Annotated in this window: 22 protein-coding genes and 2 pseudogenes; 10 read left to right on the forward strand and 14 right to left on the reverse strand. The window is 70.4% G+C overall.

What is annotated here, in order from left to right:
* The first annotated feature begins 90 nt into the window (after positions 1–90).
* Positions 91–471, forward strand: a complete 381-nt coding sequence (locus ACFYZB_RS42855) for a hypothetical protein (protein ID WP_388767299.1) — start codon at positions 91–93, stop codon at positions 469–471.
* Here ACFYZB_RS42855 and ACFYZB_RS42860 read toward each other — a convergent pair.
* The 6 genes from ACFYZB_RS42860 to ACFYZB_RS42885 are packed head-to-tail and all read right to left on the reverse strand — an operon-like array spanning position 464 to position 3,986.
* Entirely contained in the window at positions 464–832 is a 369-nt protein-coding gene (locus ACFYZB_RS42860) for a metalloregulator ArsR/SmtB family transcription factor (RefSeq protein ID WP_351204477.1), read from the reverse strand. The two genes, ACFYZB_RS42855 and ACFYZB_RS42860, sit on opposite strands and share 8 nt — an antisense overlap.
* Positions 819–1,220, reverse strand: a complete 402-nt coding sequence (locus tag ACFYZB_RS42865) for a (2Fe-2S) ferredoxin domain-containing protein (RefSeq protein ID WP_388767300.1) — start codon at positions 1,218–1,220, stop codon at positions 819–821. Before ACFYZB_RS42865 ends, ACFYZB_RS42860 begins: the two co-directional genes overlap by 14 nt.
* The gene (locus ACFYZB_RS42870; protein ID WP_388767301.1) at positions 1,217–2,242 is read right to left on the reverse strand and encodes a WD40 repeat domain-containing protein; all 1,026 of its coding nucleotides are present in this window, start codon (positions 2,240–2,242) and stop codon (positions 1,217–1,219) included. The genes ACFYZB_RS42865 and ACFYZB_RS42870 overlap by 4 nt, the downstream gene beginning before the upstream one ends.
* Positions 2,239–3,261 carry a CobW family GTP-binding protein gene (locus tag ACFYZB_RS42875; RefSeq protein WP_388767303.1) on the reverse strand — a complete coding sequence of 341 codons (1,023 nt, stop codon included), beginning with the start codon at positions 3,259–3,261 and terminating at the stop codon, positions 2,239–2,241. Before ACFYZB_RS42875 ends, ACFYZB_RS42870 begins: the two co-directional genes overlap by 4 nt.
* A 9-nt stretch (positions 3,262–3,270) precedes the next feature.
* Positions 3,271–3,483 carry a hypothetical protein gene (locus ACFYZB_RS42880; protein ID WP_351204485.1) on the reverse strand — a complete coding sequence of 71 codons (213 nt, stop codon included), beginning with the start codon at positions 3,481–3,483 and terminating at the stop codon, positions 3,271–3,273.
* Positions 3,484–3,491: 8 nt separating this feature from the next.
* Positions 3,492–3,986, reverse strand: coding sequence for a Fur family transcriptional regulator (locus tag ACFYZB_RS42885; RefSeq protein WP_388767304.1), 495 nt, complete (start codon positions 3,984–3,986; stop codon positions 3,492–3,494).
* Positions 3,987–4,155: 169 nt separating this feature from the next.
* On the opposite strand from ACFYZB_RS42885, the pseudogene ACFYZB_RS42890 reads away from it, so the two are divergent.
* Positions 4,156–4,371 (forward strand): annotated as a pseudogene (locus ACFYZB_RS42890) (4-hydroxy-2-oxovalerate aldolase); the annotation flags it as partial.
* A gap of 82 nt (positions 4,372–4,453) precedes the next feature.
* Here ACFYZB_RS42890 and ACFYZB_RS42895 read toward each other — a convergent pair.
* Entirely contained in the window at positions 4,454–5,158 is a 705-nt protein-coding gene (locus tag ACFYZB_RS42895) for a hypothetical protein (protein ID WP_388767305.1), read from the reverse strand.
* Between the two features lie 252 nt (positions 5,159–5,410).
* Here ACFYZB_RS42895 and ACFYZB_RS42900 point away from each other — a divergent pair.
* Positions 5,411–5,584, forward strand: a pseudogene (locus ACFYZB_RS42900) (hypothetical protein); the annotation flags it as partial.
* Positions 5,585–5,660: 76 nt separating this feature from the next.
* On the opposite strand, the gene ACFYZB_RS42905 reads toward ACFYZB_RS42900, so the two are convergent.
* Positions 5,661–6,401, reverse strand: coding sequence for an IclR family transcriptional regulator (locus ACFYZB_RS42905; protein ID WP_388767306.1), 741 nt, complete (start codon positions 6,399–6,401; stop codon positions 5,661–5,663).
* A 191-nt stretch (positions 6,402–6,592) separates the two neighbouring features.
* On the opposite strand from ACFYZB_RS42905, the gene ACFYZB_RS42910 reads away from it, so the two are divergent.
* From ACFYZB_RS42910 to ACFYZB_RS42935, 6 genes are all read left to right on the forward strand, one after another.
* A complete protein-coding gene (locus ACFYZB_RS42910; protein WP_388767307.1) occupies positions 6,593–7,150 on the forward strand; it encodes a 2,4'-dihydroxyacetophenone dioxygenase family protein in 558 nt (185 codons plus the stop codon).
* 17 nt (positions 7,151–7,167) lie between these two features.
* On the forward strand, positions 7,168–8,382 hold the full coding sequence (locus ACFYZB_RS42915) for a CaiB/BaiF CoA transferase family protein (protein WP_388767308.1): 1,215 nt from the start codon (positions 7,168–7,170) through the stop codon (positions 8,380–8,382).
* Positions 8,369–8,914 (forward strand): MaoC family dehydratase N-terminal domain-containing protein, encoded by a 546-nt coding sequence (locus ACFYZB_RS42920; protein WP_388767309.1) that lies wholly within the window; start codon positions 8,369–8,371, stop codon positions 8,912–8,914. The genes ACFYZB_RS42915 and ACFYZB_RS42920 overlap by 14 nt, the downstream gene beginning before the upstream one ends.
* Positions 8,914–9,354, forward strand: coding sequence for a hypothetical protein (locus tag ACFYZB_RS42925; RefSeq protein WP_351204499.1), 441 nt, complete (start codon positions 8,914–8,916; stop codon positions 9,352–9,354). The genes ACFYZB_RS42920 and ACFYZB_RS42925 overlap by 1 nt, the downstream gene beginning before the upstream one ends.
* Entirely contained in the window at positions 9,351–11,147 is a 1,797-nt protein-coding gene (locus ACFYZB_RS42930) for an acyclic terpene utilization AtuA family protein (protein ID WP_388767310.1), read from the forward strand. The genes ACFYZB_RS42925 and ACFYZB_RS42930 overlap by 4 nt, the downstream gene beginning before the upstream one ends.
* Positions 11,148–11,334: 187 nt before the next feature.
* On the forward strand, positions 11,335–11,739 hold the full coding sequence (locus ACFYZB_RS42935) for a hypothetical protein (protein ID WP_388767311.1): 405 nt from the start codon (positions 11,335–11,337) through the stop codon (positions 11,737–11,739).
* A gap of 216 nt (positions 11,740–11,955) precedes the next feature.
* On the opposite strand, the gene ACFYZB_RS42940 is transcribed toward ACFYZB_RS42935, so the two are convergent.
* The 5 genes from ACFYZB_RS42940 to ACFYZB_RS42960 all read right to left on the reverse strand — a co-directional run bounded on the left by ACFYZB_RS42940 (position 11,956) and on the right by ACFYZB_RS42960 (position 18,403).
* On the reverse strand, positions 11,956–12,579 hold the full coding sequence (locus ACFYZB_RS42940; RefSeq protein ID WP_388767312.1) for a malonic semialdehyde reductase: 624 nt from the start codon (positions 12,577–12,579) through the stop codon (positions 11,956–11,958).
* A 110-nt stretch (positions 12,580–12,689) separates the two neighbouring features.
* Positions 12,690–14,708 carry an acetoacetate--CoA ligase gene (locus ACFYZB_RS42945; RefSeq protein WP_388767313.1) on the reverse strand — a complete coding sequence of 673 codons (2,019 nt, stop codon included), beginning with the start codon at positions 14,706–14,708 and terminating at the stop codon, positions 12,690–12,692.
* A gap of 16 nt (positions 14,709–14,724) precedes the next feature.
* Complete coding sequence (locus tag ACFYZB_RS42950) at positions 14,725–16,326, reverse strand: bifunctional 3-(3-hydroxy-phenyl)propionate/3-hydroxycinnamic acid hydroxylase (protein WP_388767314.1); 1,602 nt, start codon at positions 16,324–16,326, stop codon at positions 14,725–14,727.
* Positions 16,323–17,261, reverse strand: coding sequence for a fumarylacetoacetate hydrolase family protein (locus ACFYZB_RS42955; protein WP_388767315.1), 939 nt, complete (start codon positions 17,259–17,261; stop codon positions 16,323–16,325). Before ACFYZB_RS42955 ends, ACFYZB_RS42950 begins: the two co-directional genes overlap by 4 nt.
* Positions 17,258–18,403 (reverse strand): VOC family protein, encoded by a 1,146-nt coding sequence (locus ACFYZB_RS42960; RefSeq protein WP_388767316.1) that lies wholly within the window; start codon positions 18,401–18,403, stop codon positions 17,258–17,260. The genes ACFYZB_RS42955 and ACFYZB_RS42960 overlap by 4 nt, the downstream gene beginning before the upstream one ends.
* A 138-nt stretch (positions 18,404–18,541) precedes the next feature.
* Between ACFYZB_RS42960 and ACFYZB_RS42965 the strand changes: the two genes are divergently transcribed.
* The gene (locus ACFYZB_RS42965) at positions 18,542–19,180 is read left to right on the forward strand and encodes a TetR/AcrR family transcriptional regulator (protein WP_351204513.1); all 639 of its coding nucleotides are present in this window, start codon (positions 18,542–18,544) and stop codon (positions 19,178–19,180) included.
* Here the strand turns inward: ACFYZB_RS42965 and ACFYZB_RS42970 are convergent.
* Complete coding sequence (locus tag ACFYZB_RS42970; RefSeq protein ID WP_388767317.1) at positions 19,146–19,796, reverse strand: TetR/AcrR family transcriptional regulator; 651 nt, start codon at positions 19,794–19,796, stop codon at positions 19,146–19,148. The two genes, ACFYZB_RS42965 and ACFYZB_RS42970, sit on opposite strands and share 35 nt — an antisense overlap.
* Between the last annotated feature and the right edge of the window lie 102 nt (positions 19,797–19,898).

Genomic DNA, 19,898 nt, shown 5'->3' on the forward strand with positions numbered 1-19,898 from the left:
GAGCCTCAACTTGCTGTCGGATACGGCGTGTTGGAGCTTCCCTGGCGGCGAACAGGGGATCCCTTTCACTCATACGGAGGAGACACGGAGATGAGCGATAGCGCAGGCGGCCGTCGGAGTCGCCCTTTCACCCTCGTGGTCTGCGGCTCATGCCGTGCCGCCGCGAGAGGGCGGGCGATGGACGAGCTGCGCCGTACGGTCCAGCAGTGCCCCCACGGGGTGATGGTCTCCACCGGTTGCCTCGGGAAGGTGCTGCACTGCCGCAGGGGCCGCGGGCTCTACGCCGCCGTGCAGCCGTGCGGGGTCGACCGCACTCCCGCTGGGATCGTCGTACGCCTCGGTCCGCTGGTGACAGAAGCCGACGCCGAGACGATCGGGGCGTGGCTGCGGGCCGGAATGCCCGACGACGGCACGCTGCCCGACCGGCTCCGCGCGGCCCCCGCGCCCCAGCAGGTCGCCGACCTCAACTGACGGGCTGGTCGCGCACGCCCAGGCGGAGGTGCTCGATGTGGTGGACGGCCTGGTCGAGGAGTCGGGCGACGTGGTCGTCGTAGAGGCTGTAGACGATGCGCCGGCCGTCGCGGCGGCCGGTGACCAGACCGAGGGCGCGCAGCAGGCGCAGTTGGTGGGAGACGGCGGACTGTTCCATGCCGATGACGGCGGCGAGTTCGCCGACGGGGTACGGGCGCTGCCGCAGGGTGGTGAGGATCAGCAGGCGGGACGGTGTGGCCAGGGCCTGGAGCGTTGTGGCGACGGAGGCGGCGGTGGCCTCGTCGAGCCGGGCGGCCGCGAGGACGTCGCGGCCGTCGGCGTCGAGCTCATCGGCGTGCACGGGCGCGGGCCTCGCGCGGCGGGCGGATGAGCTGGAGGGCCAGGGCGGCGGGCGGTTCGGCGATGCCGGGTCCGCCCTGCGCTGCCCAGCTCAGCAGGTCGTCGGTGCTGTCGTCGTCCATGGCGAAGCCGACCCAGACGGCGCGTCCTCCGGCCCGGCGCCCGGCGGTGGAGGGCTGGACGACGATGACGTTGGCCTGGTCGCAGGGGCCGAGGCAGTCCGTCGTACGGACCTGGAAGCCGTACTGAGCCGCGCCGGCGCTCAGGCGTTCCAGTTGCCAGGCGTGGTCGGTGCCGGGGTGCTTGCGGGGGTTGCCGCAGCAGCAGCCCCGGCACACGACGAGCGTGCAGGGCCGGGCAGAGGCCGCCCGGATCACGGACCGGTTCACAGTGCGTTCCGGGACGGCAAGCCGTACGTCCGGATCCGGCCGTCCCGCCAGGCGACGGCCAGCAGATGGGGGCCCGCCCAGGCCAGTGCGGCGACCGCCTCGCCGGTGCCGTCCAGCTCGCGCACCGGCCGCAGGCGTGCCTGCGGCCGCCCGGCCGTGGCGTGCCACAGGGCTGCGGTGCCGTCGGCGCCGCCGCTGGCCAGATGCCCGGCCGCGCCCGGACGCCAGGCGAGCGCGGTGACCGTCTCATGGCAGCGCAGGGAGCGCGGTGCCGTGCCCTCCGGGCCCTTGCCGGAGAAGTCCCACACGGTCACGTCGGGTGCGCCGTCGGCGGCCAGCCAGAAGCCGGTGTCGTCGAAGGCGAGGCGGGAGACCTTCTCCGGGTAGCCGGACATGGTCAGCTCGCCGCCGTCGCGGGCACGCCAAATATGGATGGAGGCGTCCTGGTTGCCGCTGCAGATCCACCGCCCGGTGGGCGCGACGGCGAGTGCGAGGTGGGAGCCGACGTAGGGGTAGGTGGCGACCGGCTTCTCGGTGTGCCGCTCGTGGCAGCGCACGGCGCCGTACGCCGCCACGGCCAGGCGCCGTCCCTGCCGCATCCAGGCGAGGTCGGTGACGGTGGACGCGGCGGGTTCCGTGCGCCACAACTCGTCGCCATCCGTGTCGAGTACGAGCGCGCGACGGCCGGAGGCGACCGCGACCCGTGTGCCGTCGGCCCAGGCGGCGGCGGCCGACCAGGCGCCGGACTCCCGCACCGTCGTACGCCCGTCGGAGCGGCGCCACAGGGCGTACCCCAGGGGGCCGGTCGCCACCACGTGCCCGGCATCCGGGGAGAGCGCGACCGCGAGTGCGCCTCCGGGAAGGTCAAACGCGCCGATCTCGGCGCCCATCGCCGCGTCGAGGACCTTCACCGTCCCCTCGGCCCCGGCGACGGCGACCACATCACCTCGCGCACTCAGCGCGACGGGTGCGTCGTCGACGCAGGCCTCCCAGGCGAGCGGGGACTGAACCGTCGTACTCACGCGGCCGCTCCCGCCGTGGCCAGGCAGTCGGCGAAACCGCGTTCGAGGGCCTCGCGGTCGAGGTTGCGGCCGATGAACACCAGCTTGTTCGTGCGGGCTTCGCCTTCGCGCCAGTCGCGTCCGAAGGTGCCGTCCAGCAGCATGTGGACGCCCTGGAAGACGTACTGCCTGGGCGCTCCGGCGATGGCGAGGATGCCCTTGGAGCGGAAGAGGTCGACGCCCTTGGTTCGGAGCAACTGGCCGAGCCAGGAGTTGAGCCGGTCCTCGTCGAGTTCGCCCGTCAGCTCGATGCCGACCGAGGTGACGGTGGTGTCGTGCTGGTGCTCGGTCTCGGTGAGGAAGGCGGGATCGTCGGCGAGCACCCGCTCCAGGTCGAACGCGCCCACGTCCAGCACTTCGTGGAGATTGATGCGTGCGTGCTGTGCGGGGATGATCCGTACTCCGCCGTTGATGGCCCGGATGCGGCGCACGACCTGTCCGATGGCCTCCTCGTCGGCCAGGTCGGTCTTGTTGAGGACGACCCGGTCGGCGAAGGCGATCTGCTCGACGGCCTCGTTCTCCACGCCCTCCGGCTTGACCTCGTCCAGGTGCTGGAGCACGTGGGCGGCGTCGACGAGGGTGACGATGGCGTCCAGCCGCAGCTGGCCGGCGATCTCGTCGTCCATGAAGAAGGTCTGCGCGACGGGCGCGGGGTCGGCCAGCCCTGTGGTCTCGATGAGGATGTGGTCGAACTTCTCGCGGCGCCGCATCAGCGCACCCAGGATGCGGATCAGATCTCCACGCACGGTGCAGCAGATGCAGCCGTTGTTCATCTCGAAGATCTCTTCCTCGGCGTCGAGGACGAGGGCGTCGTCGATGCCGACCTCGCCGAACTCGTTCTCGATGACCGCGATCCTCAGGCCGTGGTTCTCGGTGAGGATGCGGTTGAGGAGGGTGGTCTTGCCGGAGCCGAGGAAGCCGGTCAGGACGGTGACGGGGACCCGTTCTGCGCGCGGCTCGCCGGGTTCGGGGGTGGTCAAGTCGGTCTCCTAGTCGTGCTGTTCGGGTGTGGCGAGGAGGGCGGCCCGCAGGTCGTCCTCGGTGATGTGGTCGGCGGGGCGGTGCAGCGTCCAGCGGCTGGCGTCGCCCTCCATCGGCAGCACGACGACGACCGTTTCCAGCGGCGGGCAGCCCGGTTCGGTGCAGGCGAGCTGGCGGATCAGGACGGCGGTGTCGTCGTCGAGATCGAGCAGGGTACGCACGGTCTCCTTCAGCTCGCGCAGCTGCGGACTGGGCCCCGGAGGCCCGGGCCGCGATCCCAGTGGCATGGCTGTTCCTCTCCTTCATCTCCGTCCCTGGACGGCCGGCCTCCGTCGGTGTGGGGCAGACAGTCGGCGCAGACGCCGGTGAGTTCGACGGTGTGCTCCACCGCGGTGAAGCCGGTCGCGGCGGCGATCCGGCCCGCCCACTCCTCCACGACCCCGGAGTCCACCGGCCGGCTGCGGCCGCAGCCGCGGCATATCAGGTAGTGGCGGTGCCCGTCGGCCGGGCGCAGCCGGTAGAGCCGCCCGCCGGCCTCGTCGCGTACGACGTCCACGCCGCCGACCGCCTCCAGCTCGCGCAGGGCGCGGTAGACGGTGGTCAGGCCGATCGCGTGGTCACCGGCCACCAGCAGGGCGTACAAGTCCTGGGCCGACACGAAGTCCTGGCAGCCCGCGAGTGCCCGCGTGACCGCCTTGCGTTGTCGGGTCGTCCGGCCGCCCATGGCGCATCACCCCCTGTGTGGCTCGTGCCGGGTCGGCACGCTCCACCGTAGATGGAAATGAAATCCATGTCCATATGAACGGCCAGTCATGTGCGGTGTGGTTGACGACGCCTGGTTCAGCAGTGCTGCCGGGGCAATCGGACGGCAGGTCCTTGCGGGTGTGCGCTAGGTGCGGGTGGACCGCGAGACGCTCGCCCTCGGGTACGCGGGCGTGTACTCCGGTTTCCTCCGGCACGCCGTTGCCGCGGCGCGCCGTCACGGCCTGGACGCCCGGGCGATCCTTGTCGAAGCCGGCCGGCGCAGGACAGTCGGCGGCCAGGCGGACATGATCACGGACATCGCGCTCGACCTCGCGGCGGCCGGTTGCGTCGGCTGGCGCGAGTGATCGGTGTGGTGGCTGTGGTGGCTGTGGTGGCACCGCCGGGGCCGGTGCCACCGCTGTCCACGTCAGAGGACGGACGGCGATGTCAGCGGCTCGTGTCGGCGTCACCTTCGTCATTCGGAGGGTGTCCCTGCCTCCTGCCGCCCGGAGGGGAGCCGTCCCCGTGCTCTTCCAGCAGTTCGAGAAGTGCAGCGTCCGCTCTTTTCTGGTCTTCCTTCGTCAGCTCGAGCGGTGCGTTGTTGTAGACGGTGTAGTGATCTGGATCGATGATGTTGGCGGCCCTCAGGATGAACGTCAGCAGGGGACGCCAGCCCTTGCGGTGGCCGACCCGCACCTGTATCTGGGCCTTGTAGTCACGGGCCTCCGGGAGGAATCCGGAGAACGGTGCCTCGAACTCGATGAAGAGCTGTTGCGCTTCTCTGCCGGGCACGACGAAGCCGGCCGGCAGCTTCGTCTCCTCGTCCGGCCCCGGTTGGAGCTGGGACGGGGAGAACACCCACAGGAGCGGCAGATGAGAGGCGGGCTCATCTGGGAAGGTCAAGATGATGTCCTGTACGACGATCGGTTTGGGACCGGTGTTGTGCAGGATGAGCGGCAGTCGTAGGCGTGCCGTGGAACCGTGGACGATCGCCGCGAAGGCGTGAGGTTCCCACGCCTTCAGGCGTCCCTGTCGGGCGTTGAGCCACCAGAAAGACGCGACGGTGAAGAGCAGTGCACAGGCTGACACCACACTGGCGCCGGTAAGCGATGAGGACGCGATCTGATCCGCCGCGACCGTCAGCGGAACCACAGATTCAGTCTGCCAGCCCCGCCGTGGGCTCGCTAACAGGACGCGTGGCCGCCGACAGTTTCCAGGAACGGGTCAGAGGCCGGCGAGGAGTGCGAGATACCAGGCGACCAGGGCCGCGCATGTCACCGCGGGGAGGGGTTTGGTCAGCCCGTCGCCCTTGCGTACACGCGTGGTCACTGGAGCCCCAAGGCGCGGAGTACCCCACCACGACGTCCCTCTGTCCCCCGGCACCCTCCTGGCTTCTACACCGACGGACTCATCGAAATCCCCGGCAGCGACCACGAAACCGCCCCCGCCGACCTCGCGACAGCGCTCTCCAAAGCCACCGGCCCGCTGGACGACGTCGCCGACACACGTCTCGCCCACGCCCAGCCATCAGGAGACCGCGCCGACGACTCGGCCCTCCTGCTGGTGAAGATCTACTGAGGCCCGCGTCGGCGCTGCCGCGACGGCTGGACCGCGCCGGAGGGCGACAGCCGGGCCGCGCACCCGCACAGGGGGATCAAGCGCGGTTGGGCCCGTACTGGGGGCCGAGAACGGCGACTGCCTTTTTGAGCTCTTCACCGACGTCGTCGAGACGATCCGCTTCTGCGGGGTCGATCGCTGCGCTGATCGCCGCTATCGGACTGCCGTCGGATGCCAACAGGGGCGTGGCCACGGCAAAAGCATCCTTGAACGTGACTCCGCGGTTGAAGGCGAGTCCGCGGGAGCGGATCTCGGGCAGCTCCGCGAGGAACTGCCGGACCTCTCCTGTCTGCTCGGCACTGGCCAGCTCCAGGAGCCGGTACATCTCCTCGTCGGGGACATGGGCGAGCAGCGTCTTACCGGCAGCGGTCGTGTAGAGGGGGCGGCGGGCGTGGGTGCGCGCGACGAAGGTCAGGCCTGGTGACTCCTGACCGGCGTGGTCGGTGTAGACGAGGGCGTCCCCGACGCGCACCCCGGCGAGGACGGTGCAGCCGAGGATCCTGCTCAACTCGGCCAGGAAGTTGTGATCGAGTGAAAGGGCGGCCAGCTTGTTCGCGCGCGCGGCGAGGACGAAGGGCCCTGGTCCGAGGTGGAACCGGCGGTCGTCCTCTATGAGATAGCCGCGGGCGAGAAGGCCGTTGGTCAGCTCCTGAACGGAGCTCTTCGCCGCCTCCAGGGTGGCTGCCAGCTCAGCCAGTGTCACGCCCTGCGGGCTCTGGGCCACGGCTTCAAGGATCCCGATCACTCGGTCAACCGTGCGATGCGGGCGGACGGGCATGCGGCTGATGCTAGCACCGTCCCGTCCGCCATAACTCTGCGCACGAGTCTTGTCACGGAGGCGTGGGGCATCGTAGCGTCACGTGGCGTACGGAAATCCGGTGCGACATACGTAAATACGTACGCTGCATCCCCGTACCCCTCGCACGTTGCATGTCCGGAAGATCGGCATTTACACCGAAAGGCCCGAACATGACCACACCAGCGTCTCCCACGGTGATCAGCACGTACGGCGGCCGCGCGCCGCTGCCGCTCGTCTCTCTGCCGCAGGGTGAGCTTCTGACCGTCAACATCGACCAGATCCCGCTGTTCAAGGATCTTGTCGCCCCCGGCATTCACATCCAGACGCTGCGCCTGGACCCCGAGCGCGGCGAGTGGGTTTTCCTGTCCACCCTGGCACCCGGTGTCGAGCTGCCGATCCACTACCACACCGGTACGGCTCAGGTGTGGACGATCCAGGGCCGCTGGCTGTACCGCGAGTACCCCGACCAGCCGCAGACGGCGGGCTCCTACCTGTACGAGCCCGGCGGCTCGGTGCACACCTTCTACACCCCCGAGGACAACACCGAGGACACCGTTGCCCTGGCCTGGATCGAGGGTGCGCAGGTCAGCTTCAACGAGGACGGCACCTTCCACTCGGTCATGGACGCGGTGACCCTCCAGCACCTGACCGAGACCGCGGCTGCGGCGCAGGGCACCGGACCGGTCGGCTACATCCACGGCGGCGCCGCCGGCGTGATCAAGTCCTGATCGGCAGGGGAGCAGCCATGCGACCGGCGTTCGACGGCATCCGGGTCCTGGAACTGGGCCAGATCTACAACGGCCCCTACTGCGGGCTCCTGCTCGCACAACTGGGCGCCGACGTCATCAAGGTCGAGCCACCCGGCGGTGAGCCACTGCGCTTCCGCTCGCACGAGCCCATCGAGTCCCACGAGTTCGTGATGCTCAACTCCAACAAGCGCAGTGTGGTGCTCGACCTGAAGACCGACGCCGGTCGCCAGGCGCTCCTCGATCTGGTCGGGACCGCCGACGTGCTCATCGAGAACTACGCGCCGGGCACGATGGAGCGCCTCCAGCTCAGCCCGGAGCGGCTCCTCGAACACAACTCGCGGCTGATCGTGGCCTGCGGCAAGGGCTACGGGTCCACGGGGCCATACGCCCACATGTCGGCCATGGACATCACCGTGCAGGCGATGTCCGGAAGCGCCTCGGCCACCGGAGTGCCCGACGGGCCGCCGACCAAGGCCGGCGCCGCGTTCGTGGACTTCTCCGGCGGCATCCACCTGTTCGGGGCGATCAGCGCGGCCCTGTTCCAGCGCGAGCGCACGGGACGGGGGCAGGTCGTCGAGGTCTCGATGCACGACACCATCTACCCGATGCTGGCATCGAGCCTCGGTGGCCTGCACAACCACCCCGAGCGGCAGCTTCCCGAGCGCACCGGGAACCGGCATACGGGTATGGCGGTCGCGCCGTACAACATCTACCGGACCAGCGACGGATGGCTGGCGATCATCTGCATCGCCGAGCGGCACTGGCGCGGCGTGGCGACCGCGCTCGGCCGGCCCGAGCTGATCGACGACCCCAGGTTCCGCACGCAGAAGGACCGGGTCGCCCACATCGACGCGGTCGACGAAGAGGTCTCTTCCCGCACCAGGACCCGGACACGTGCCGAGCTGGTGCGGGACCTGCAGGCCGCCGGTGTGCCCTGCGCGCCGGTGAAGTCGATCCGCGAGGTCGACTCGGACGAGCATCTGATCCAGCGCGGCATGATCCAGTACGTCGAGCACCCGGCCAGGGGCCGGGTACCGGTCCCAGGATGCCCCCTGAGGCTCAGCGACTCACCGGTGGGCCCGCTGCGGACCGCGCCGCCGCTGGGCCGGTCGACCCGGGAGGTTCTCGCGGAGCTTCCCGGTCACGCGAATGCGGCCGGCAAAGCCGGCACCCAGATCAACGGTGAGGATCCGAGGCATGTCCACACCTGAACCCGGCACTCCGCTGGCGGAGTACTACGCCCAGACCCAGCCGCGGACCGGAGACGTCCTCACCCGCCGGAGCCTCGGCACGCTGGACGCGGCGACCATCGGCCGCTACGCACTGACCATCGGCGCCACGGACCCGGTCCACTACGACGCGGTGGCCGCTCGCTCGGCCGGGTACGCGGATGTCGTGGCGCCACCGAACATGCTCGCCGCGATCGTGGAGTGGGGCATCGGCACCCCGGAGGCGCAGCTCCAGCCCGACGGAACTCCCGTCGGCGGTGACATACCCCTCGGTGACGGCGACCTGGGGCTGCGTGTGATGGGCGCCGGCGAGGAGATGGAGCTGGTCTCTCCCGTGACCGCGGGGACGGAGGTGGTCCTCGAGGCCACCCTGGAGGCGGTCACCCCCAAACAGACCCGCTCCGGCACCTGCGTGTTCGTCACCACCATCAACACGTTCATGTCCGCCGAGGGTGCCGTCCTCAATCGCAACCGGCGCACCGTCGTACTGCGCAACCCCTTGCAGGAGTCGTAGTGTCCATCAGCTTCCAGGCCGGGGACATGCTCCCCCGGCTCAAGCACACGGCCACGCCCTTTCAGCTGTTCCGCTACAGCGCGGTCACCTGGAACCCGCACCGCATCCACTTCGACGACCGCTATGCACGCGAGGAGGGCCACGGCTCTGTCGTGCTGCACTCCCACCTGCGGGCGGCGCTCGCCCTGCGCTGCGTCACCGAGGGTCTCGGACCGGAGTGGCGCGTGACGAAGGTCGTCTACCGCCTGCGCAAGCCGGCCTATGCGCCGGCCGACCTGGTCTACACCGCCCGGGTGACGCAGGTCGAGGGTGACCGCATGACCCTTGAGCTGGTCGAGGAGCACCCCTCCGGCGAGGCGGGGTTCGAAGGGACGGTACGGGTCAGCAGGACCGGGAACACCGGCGGTCCTGGCACCTCTACACCGAAAGAGTCGGCATGACGTCAGCATCAGTACCGGGGCAGCGTCCCCTCCGCGTCGGGAACTGCTCCGGCTTCTACGGCGACCGGGCATCGGCCATGGCCGACATGGCCCGAGCGGGCGGCATCGACGTCCTCACCGGTGACTACCTCGCCGAGGTCACGATGCTGATCCTCGGCAAGGCGCGCGCCAAGGACAACACGAAGGGGTACGCGACCACCTTCCTGCAGCACCTCGACGCGGCGCTCGAGCACCTCGTCGCGAACGGGATCAGGCTCGTGGTCAACGCCGGAGGACTCAACCCCGCCGGGCTGGCCGCCGCGACCCGTGAACTGGTCGCACGCCACGGTCACGACCTGCGGGTCTCCCACATCGAGGGCGACGACGTCTTCGGCAGCCTCGACGGTCTGCGGCAAGCGGGCCATACCCTGCCCCACCTGACGACCGGTCAGCCGCTGTCGGACTGGCCGCACCAGCCGCTGACGGCCAACGCCTACCTGGGCGGATTCGGCATCGCGCGCGCCCTCCGCAACGGCGCCGACATCGTCGTCACCGGCCGCGTCACCGACGCCTCGTTGGTCGTCGGACCGGCCGCCTGGTGGTGGGGATGGACGCCTGACGACCACGACGCCCTGGCCGGCGCGGTCGCCGCCGGACACGTCATCGAATGCGGGCCACAGGCGACCGGCGGCAACTTCTCCGGGTTTCGTACTGTCCCCGACCTCATGGAGCCGGGGTTCCCGATCGCCGAGATCGCCGCGGACGGCTCCTCGGTGATCACCAAGAACCCAGGCACCGGCGGCACGGTCACCCCGGACACGGTCACCGCCCAACTGCTCTACGAGATCGGTGAGCCCGCCTATCTCAACCCGGACGTGACCGCCCACCTGGACACCGCCACGCTGACCGGCCTCGGCGAGGACCGCGTCCGGATCAGCGGCGTGCGGGGCTCGGCGCCACCCGAGACGACCAAGGTCGCGATCACAGGGGTGGGAGGCTGGACGAACAGCGCGATCCTCGCGCTCACCGGCACGGACCTCGACGCGAAGGCCGCCCTGGTCGAGCGATTCGTCCACCGCTACGCCGCGGCCGCCGACGGCCTCGACGCGGTCGCCGTCGAGCGCATCGGGCAGGCCCAGCACGACCCCGACACCCAGAACGCGGGAACCGAGCTGCTCAGGATCACCGTGCAGGGGACGCAGCAAGCGGCCGGGCGCGCCTTCTCCTCGCGCGTGGTGGAACTGGCCCTGTCCAGCTACCCCGGGTTGTACGCCCTCGGCCCTCCGCAACCGGGGTCCGCGTTCGGTGTCTACTGGCCCGCACTGCTCGACCAGCGGACGCTCCATCACACGGTCCATCACCACGACGGCACGACGGAGACCATCGCCCCCGGCAACCCGGACGACACCGGTGGCGAGGTGACGCCGCGGGCCGAGCCGGCGCTCCCGCAATCGGTGCCTGCACCGCGGACGGACGAACTCATCGTCGCCCCACTCGGTGAGATCGTGCACGCCCGCTCCGGCGACAAGGGCGGCGACGCGAACCTCGGCGTCTGGGTACGCGACCGTGAGGCATGGGACTGGCTCAAGTCCACCCTCACCATCGACGAGGTGCGGCGCCTTCTTCCCGAAACGCGCGAACTGGAGATCTCACGCTACGAACTCCCCCACCTGGGCGCGGTCAACTTCCTCATTCGAGGACTGCTCGGGACCGGCGCGACCTCGACACTGCGGCTCGACTCGCAGGCCAAAGCGCTCGGCGAATGGCTGCGCTCACGGAACATCAAGGTGCCGCGATCTCTGGTGCGATCCTGATCGAGCCATGACCGAAGCGGCGGAGAAACCGTGCGTCGAGCGGAGCCTGTGGCAACCGGTCCTCTCTGCCAGTTGCTGTCGCGGACTCGTGCGACATGGTGTTCCACGCCGGCGATCGCGGCGTCCGTCGCACAGCCGAACATGCCCAGACAGTCGTCGAGATGACGACACCCGTGTCGGAGGCCACATGCCCGTTGACGAGGCCCTGCACACCGCCCGGACAACGCGGGACGAGGAGCAACCCGACCCCGGCCGGACCAGCTCGGAGCAGACGCTCGCAGCGCTCCTGCTGCTCCGCGAAGCACGCGATCAACTCGCCGAATGGGAACCGGGCCTGATCGAAGCGGCCCGGGACGCGGGCGTCAGCTGGGCCGACCTCGCCCACCCCCTCGGCGTCTCCACTCGTCAGGCCGCCGAACGCCGCTACCTGCGCATACGCCCCGGACAGCCCGGGTGCACGGGCGAGCAGCGGGTACAGGCCACATACCTTGCGTCCGACCACCCTGACCTCGCGGCGCGTGTCGATGATGTCGCCCGACACATCGACCGACTTCGCCGACGCAGCGCCGACCAGCGCTGGAACCGAGCGTGACCTCCGCGCCCTCGGGCTCTCCCCGCTGCGGAGTGATGGGGTTCTTCTCGCGGCCTCCCCGGTCGAAGTGCAGCCGAGCTGTCGATGGCGTGCCGCGCCTGAGCGCCGGTACTCACGAGAGCAACGGCGCCCCCGGCATGGCGCCTCTACTTCTGAGCCGACCACCCTCGGGTGCTCGGACTTCGAATCCCGCGCGGCCAGACGGCGAGAGTGCCGTCAGGCCCAGGCGACGGCGTCCTCGACGGGTACGCGGGGCAGTCGCGGGAACCACGGGTCTGCACCGGGGTGACCGATGTTGACCACCAGATGCGAACGCCAGCTGGTACCGGCGAAGAACTCCTCGTCCACGCCGGCCCTGTCGAAGCCCGCCATGGGGCCGGCCGCGAGCCCCGCCGCGCGCACCGCGAGCAGGAAGACCCCGGTCTGCAGCGCCGAGTTGTAGGACGCGATGGTCTCGCGCTTCTCTTTCTGGTCGGCGAACGCCGTTCGCAGCATCTCGCCGCGGGCCGGGAAGACGGTCGGCATCTGCTCGTGGAAGTCGACGTCGTACGCCAGGACCGCCACGGCCGGAGCCTGAAGCGTCTTGGCCTTGTTGCCTTCGTCGAGATGCCGGACCAGTCGCTCCTTGCCCTCGTTGGTGCGCACGAAGAGCGCACGCAGGGGCTGGCCGTTGGCGGCGCTCGGCGACCAGCGGGCGAGTTTCCAGATCGAGGCGAGTTCGTCGTCGGTGACGGCCGTCGCGGTGAAGGCGTTCGCGGTGCGGGCTTCGGTGAACAGCAGCTTTCGCCCGGCGTCGTCGAGGAGGTCGAGGGCCTGCGGTGCGCGGTCGGTGATGCTCACGGTTTCTCTCTTACATCGGTGTTGCGGATGGTGCGGTGCCTGGGCGGGATCTCCGCCCTGGCAGCACGCGTCGGGGCAGGCTCTGTTGGAGCCGAGTCTTTGGTCGTCAGTCACATGTCGTGTGCTGACTGCTTGGTGCGCTCTGCGCCCAACCGGGCGAAGTAGGCGATCAGGTCGGGGTTGTCGACCGCCGCGGGGTTGAGGACCTGGTCGGCGGGTGCGCCCTGGAGGAGGCGCTTGACGGGGACCTCGAGCTTCTTGCCGGTTTTCGTGTGCGGGAGGGCCGGTACGGCGAGGATCTCGTCGGGGACGTGGCGGGGGGAGGCGCCGGTGCGGATCGCGTCGCGGATCTTCTCACACAGGGACTCGTCCAGACCGACCCCGTCGGCGAGGACCACGAAGAGCGGCATCCAGTAGCCGCCGTCGGGTTCCTCCGCGCCGATGACGAGGGCCTCGGTGATCTCGGGGAGGTGTTCGACGATGTCGTGGATGTCGGCGCTGCCCAGGCGTACGCCGTTGCGGTTGAGGGTGGCGTCGGAGCGGCCGTGGACGATGACCGAGCCGTGGGAGGTGTGGGTGATCCAGTCGCCGTGCCGCCACACGCCCGGGTAGGCGGAGAAATAGGCGTCGCGGTAGCGGCTGCCGTCGGGGTCGTTCCAGAAGTACAGCGGCATGGACGGCATGGGCCGGGTGACGACGAGTTCACCCACCCGATCGGTTACGGGAGAGCCTTCCTCGTCGTATGCGGCCAGTGCCACCCCCAGGTTGGGGGCGGACAGCTCTCCCGCCCAGATGGGGGCCGTGGGTGCGCTGCCGGCGAAGCCGGAGACGACGTCCGTGCCGCCGCTGGTGGAGGCCAGTTGGACCCCTGCGCCGACGTGGTCGCGGACCCAGGGGTAGGCGGAGGCGGGCAGGGCGGAGCCGGTGCAGCCGATGACGCGGATGGCCGACAGGTCGTGTGCGGAGGGTTCGATGCCCAGTTTGGCCATGGCCAGCAGGTACTGGGGGCTGGTGCCGAAGACGGTGACCTTGTGGCGGGCCGCCTGCTCCCACAGGATGTCCGGGCGCGCCACCGGCGCGGGGCTGCCGTCGTAGGTGCAGGTGGCGGCACCGGTCAGCAGGGTGGAGACGACCAGGTTCCACATCATCCAGTGGGTGGTGGTGTACCACAGCAGGCGGTCCCCGACGCCCAGGTCGCTGTGCAGGCCGAGGGTCTTGAGGTGTTCCAGCAGGACGCCTCCGTGGCCGTGGACGATGCCTTTGGGCAGTCCGGTGGTGCCGGAGGAGAAGACGATCCACAGCGGGTGGTCGAACGGCACCGGAGTGATGGTGAGGTACTCGGTGCGGCCGGCCGCGTCCTCCCAGGGAACCGTCAGCCTCGCGGCCCGGGTCGCGGGCCACGCAAGGCCCAGGTGATCCACGAGGACCGTGGCCTTGAGCGTGGGAAGGGCGGCGGCGAGGTCGCGGGAGGCGGCGCGGCGGTCGTGGCGGGTGCCGTTGAAGAGGTAGCCGTCCGCGGTGATGAGCACCGTGGGTTCGAGCTGGGCGAAGCGGTCGGCGGCGGCTTTGGGTGCGTAGTCCTGGCCGCATACCGACCACACCGCGCCCAGGCTGGCGGTGGCGAGGAAGGCGATGACGGCGTGGGGGGTGTTGGGCAGGTAGCCGACCACCCGGTCGCCCTGTCCGACGCCCAGTTCGCGCAGGGTGGCCGCGACGGAGGCGACCTGGGCGCGGAGCTGCCGGCCCGTGATCTCGTAGGCGGCTCCGGTCTCGTCCAGTGCGGTGATCGCGGGGGCGTCGGGGTGCAGGTTGCGCAGTGCGTGGTGGGCGTAGTTGAGGGTGGCGCCGGGGAACCAGCGGGCGCCGGGCATGGCTTCTTCGGCCAGCACCCGCTCGTACGGAGTGGTGGAGTCGATGTCGAAGTACTCCCACACCGCGGCCCAGAAGCCTTCCAGGTCCGTGACGGACCAGTGGTGCAGGGCCTGGTAGTCGGTCGGGTCCGGAATCCCTTCGGCGCCCTGCTGTCGGGCGGCCCAGCGGGCGAAGTCCGCGATGCGGCTGCCGGCGGCCGCTTGGGGGTCGGGCGGCAGGAAGGGCTCCGGACAGGGCGTGGAGTGCGGGGTGGTCATGGTGTGGTGTTCCTCGTCAGGGTGCAGGCCGGGCTTCGGCGGGGCGGCGGGCCGTGTGCAGCAGGGGAGCCCAGGCGGCGGTGCCCGTGAAGTCGCCGGTGCCGGTGGGCACGGTGTCCATCACGACGCGGTCGGGGCGCAGGAGGACGGCGTCCGCCCGGCCGCGTGACAGCCAGGCGGCCAGCGTGCCGTCGTCGTCCAGGTCGCCGACATGGATCACGGATGCGCCCAGGGCCGTGGCCAAGCCCGTCATCCGTGCCGTGGGCGGTACGGCGGTCAGCACGGCGAAGGAGTCCCCGAGGATGTCGTCCAGGCGCTCTCGCCTGCCGTCGACGATCACCCAGGGTTGCGGGCAGAAGGTGCCGGCCAGTGCACGGCCGGTCAGCCGGGGGTGACGCCGTACGAGTGGGCCGGCGGTCAGTGCGGGGCTGAGGTCGCGGCTCACCGCCGCGGTCACGCCGGGGATGCGGCAGGCCGCGCCCACCACGGCCCGGCGGATGGCCGCGCCGCGGTCCTGTCCGCCGGTCATGGCCCAGCCGACGGAGACTGCGAGACGGATCATGTGGCGGGCGTGCGGCTTGCGTTCGTGCTCGTAGGTGTCCAGCAGCCGTTCGTCCGTGCCTTGCTGGAGGACGCGGGCGAGTTTCCAGGTGAGGTTGTAGGCGTCGCGCAGGCCGGCGCACAGGCCCTGCCCGATGAAGGGCGGGGTGAGGTGGGCGGCGTCGCCGAGCAGGAAGACGCGCCCCTGGCGCCAGCGGTCGGCGAGGCGGGCCCGGAAGGTGTACTGGGCCTGCCGGATCACCTCGAAGTCGTCGCCCTCCGGCCCGTCGGACGGCAGATCCACCCAAGGGGCGACCAGCTCGCGCAGGCGCTCCCGGCCCTCCGCGCCGTCCAGGCTCTCGTCGTCGTCCAGCCGGAACTCCCAGCGGTAGCGGTCCTCGCCGACCCGCATGTAGGTGGCCGGACGGGTGGCGCAGCAGATCTGCTCGGCTCCCTCCCAGCTGTTCACCCGGCGGCTGGTGCGCACGTCGATGACCCGCCAGCTCTCCTCGAAGTGCAGGTCCTCCCAGGCGGCACCGATGGCGTCACGGGTGAGGCTGCCCGCTCCGTCGCAGCCGAGGACGGCGTCGGCCCACAGGTGCTCCTCCTCGTCGCTGCCGTCGCGGCGGAAGGTCACCCGCACCGGAGCCGTCCCGTCGGCGGGCTGCGTGACGGACACGGCCTCCACGCCGCTCCACAGCTCGCATTCGGGGCGGCGCGCCAAGGCGCGCCGTAGCAGGCGCTCCAGCTCGGGCTGGTCGAACATGTTGGTCTGCGCGAAGCCGTGGTGGCCATGCAGCGATCGCGGGAACTCGGTGATCAGGCGGCGCCGGGGATCCAGGAGCCGCAGGCCCGGCGCCGGGCGCGAGACGGCTGCGAACTCCTCGTGGATTCCGACGCTCTGCAGGATCCGGCAGATCTCGTCGTCCGCGACGACGGCGCGTGGCAGCGGGTAGATGTCCCGGTGGCGTTCGAGGAGCAGGCTGCGCACCCCGTGCCGGGCGAGCAGGAGGGCGGCCGTGACCCCGACCGGTCCCGCGCCGATGATCACCACCGGTCGCCGGGCTTCGGCGCTCACCTCGCGTCCGCCACGGCGGTGCGCTGCTCACCGAGGTCGATCCGCCCGTCGGGGGTGGCGATCGTGGCGGTGATGAGGTCACCGTCACGCAGGTAACGCGGGTTCTTGGCCTGGCCCTTGAAGAACGCCTTCCACTTCACCGCGGGCGGCAGCAGCGCACTGATCTTCGCGACCGGTGCGGGCGGGGCCTTCAATGCGGTGCCGCCGGGGGTGCCGGTCAGCAGCAGGTCGCCCGGGTCGAGGGTCTGGAAGCGGGCGAGCAGGGTGAGGGCCTGCGCGGGCCGTACGATCATGTCGGCGAGCGTGCGATCCTGACGCGGTACGCCGTTGACGTTCAGCCGCAGCCGCAGGTTCAGCAGATGGGCGAAGTCCTCGGGCTCCAGCAGCGCCAGGTACGGGCCCGTCGGTGTGAAGGTCGGGTACGACTTGCTCTCGTAGAACTGGGTCTTGGTCAGCTGCACGTCGCGTGCGCTGACGTCGTTGGTGAGGACCAGCCCGGCGACGTAGCGCGGCAGTTCCTGCTCCTCCACGACGGTGCCCACCGGCAGGGGCGCGCCCATGACGAGGCCGAGTTCCACCTCGTAGTCGAGGAACTTCACGTGCGACGGGCGGACGATTGCGTCGTGAGGACCGCTGACCGAGCCGGACGCCTTCCGGAAGAAGGTGGGCGGGATGTCGCCGGTGAAGCCGGAGTCCTTGGCGTGGCTGCGGTAGTTGACCATCTGGGCGACCACCCGGCACGGGGTGGTGACCGGAGGCAGCGCCACCAGGTCGACGACGGGCGTACCGCTGTCGGTGGAGGCGGCGGCTTCGCTGACCGCGTCCCGGTCGGCGAGCAACTCGGCGGTGGTGACGGCCTTGGTGTCGATGCGGACGGCCCGCTCGTCGCGGACGACCCACCAGCCGTCGGTGGTGCGCAGGACGTTGGTGCTCATGAGCTCATCGCTTTCATCAGGCCCAGCAGGCGTGCGGGGTCGAGTTCGTTGTCGTCGCGCAGGGCCCTCATGACCTCGCGCAACTTGGCCGGGGACGGGCTCGCGCCCAGGAAGTCACGCGTGACGGGCGGGCCCCACTGGGCCAGGCCGCTCGCGGACATCGGCGCCCACCCCGGTTCGAGGTCGCAGGAGAACAGGTCGCCGTCGGCGAAGTGCTCCAGCATGAAGTGGTCGGGGTCGCGCCAGTAGTCGAAGAGCTGGCTGCCCTGGATGTGCCGGCCGATGCCCCAACTGCGCCGGTATCCGCGCTCGGCGAGGTACTCGCCGCCGGCGGCGATCGAGTCGAGGTCGGTGACCTGGTAGGCGGAGTGGACGTACCCGGTGCCGGGCCCCAGGTGCAGGGCGAGAGTGTGGTGGTCGACCGGCAGGCTGCCCTGGTCACAGCGGATGAACGCCATGGTCGGCCCGCGCCCGCGCTGCCCGTCGAGAAACAGGAAGTCGGAAACGATCATGCCGAGGACGTCCAGGTACCAGTCCAGGGTGCGGGTGAACGTCCTCGTCTCCAGCACCACGTGGCCGAGCCGCTGGATGCGGGACGGCTCACGGGGAGGGCGCTGGGTGGCGTTCGTACGACGGTGGTCCGTGCCGAAGTTCAGGATCAGCGGCTCCTGCTCCGGCAGCGCGGGCAGCGGCTCGCCGCAGTACACGACGCGGACCGGGAGGCCGGAGGGGTCGAGCAGCGAGACCGACTTCCCTCCGCCGGGCACGTTGATGTCCCGGACGGTAGTGCCGGTGGCTGCGGCCAGCCGGTCGAGGTCATTGCGCTCGGCCGCGCGGAACGCCGGCCCGACGAAGCGGGACGCATGCCCACGCCGGATGACCATGCAGGGTGGGCCCGCGAAGGTGCCGCGCAGCCAGAGTGCCTCCTCGGTGCGTGCGGCGATCGCGAACCCGAAGTCGCGGGCGAAGACCTCGGCCCGGTCCAGGTCCGGCTTCTCGAACTCCAGCCAGGCCAGGTCCGCCACTTTGATCACGGGGTTCCGGGCTCGTCCGGGGTGTTCACCGCGCAGGGCGCCCTGCTCACTGTGGAGGTCTTGGTGGGGCGTCAGAGGACCGCCCTTGTTAACGGGGATGTGGGACATGGTGTCCTCCAAGCAACACTGCCGTAATGAGGAAATCATCAGCTTTGCCGAACCTCATCGTCAATAGGCTGAAGCCGAAGTATTGAGGATCGCATCAGTAATGGCAGTGTCATCCTTGCGGCGGTTACACTGGGCCGCATGCCGACGTCAGCCCCGCCCAAGAACCGCTTCGAGCGACGCCGTGCCGAGACCCGCCAGGCGCTCGTCCGCGCGGCCCGGCAGATCCTCGCGGAAACCGGGGACACGAGCGCAAGCATCCAGGCCATCGCCGAGCGCGCCGATGTCGGCTTCGGCTCCTTCTACAACCACTTCGAGTCCAAGACGGAGCTGTTCGACGCGGCGGTGACGGACGCCCTGGAGGAGTTCGGGCAGGTCGTCGACGAGCGCGTGGAAGGCATCGACGACCCGGCCGAGCTGGTCGCGGCGGGCTTCCGGCTCACCGCCCGGATGGCCGACTCCCACCCGGAACTCATGCGAATCCTGCGCGACCGCGGTCTGGCCTACATCCACTCCGACCGCGGCCTCGCCCCGCGAGCGCTGCGCGACCTCGAGATCGGCATCGCCTCGGGTCGCTTCGACTGCGCCAACGCGACCACCGCGCTGTCGGCCGTGGGCGGCACCCTCATGTCCCTCGTGACGCTCCGGCTGGCCCGCCCCGACCTCGACGGCGACGAGGCCGCCTCCGACCTGGCGGAGATGGTCCTGCGCATGCTCGGCCTCGCTGCGGACGACGCCCACGAGGTCACCCGTCGCCCGCTGCCCGATCTCGCCCGATGACCTGCTGCACCTGAAGCGCGGCCCTCTGTGGTGCTACGCCGGCGGCGACGAGGAACGCGGTTGCCGCGGCCTCACCAGTGGGGTCCGGCCACCGGCATGCGGCGTTCTCCTCGGCGAGGGCCAGCATGAGTGCCTCCAGTGCTTGGGCGAGGACGGGTGCTGGAAGGTGGTCCGCGAAGACGCCTTCGCGCTGACCGCGCCGTAGGGTTGCGACGGCCTCCGCGCGGGCCGGTGCCAGGGTGCTGCGGATCGCGTCCTCTCCCAGGTGGCGCCGTCCCAAGGTGATGAGCATGCGGTAGTGGTCGCCCACCGTCCATGCCGCCAGCACCATCCGTGTCATTGCCTCGACCGGGTCGGCATCCGCGGTACGGGCTCCGGCGAACGCCTGCCGGAGTTCATGGCCTGCTTCCTGTGTCAGGTCGGCGATCAGCGCCTGCCGGCTGGGGAAGTGTCCATAGAGGGTGCGCCGGGCGACGCCGGCCGCCTGAGCGATGCTGTCGAGGCTCGCGTCCGGGTCGTTCCGCAGTTTCTGCCGGGCGGTCGCGAGGATGCGTCGGCGGTTGGAGTGAGCATCCCTGCGCTGCACAGTACGGCCCGGGGTGTCGGTCGTCTGCATGGTTCTTTCTCTCCACGGTTGCCGGAAAGCCGTGGGCGCCGGTGCTCCCTCACGCACCGGCGCCCACTCACCCCTGCCCAGGGTGGCTTGTTGTCCTGCTGA

It is taken from the genome of Streptomyces sp. NPDC001852 (genome assembly GCF_042891825.1).
Lineage (GTDB): Bacteria > Actinomycetota > Actinomycetes > Streptomycetales > Streptomycetaceae > Streptomyces.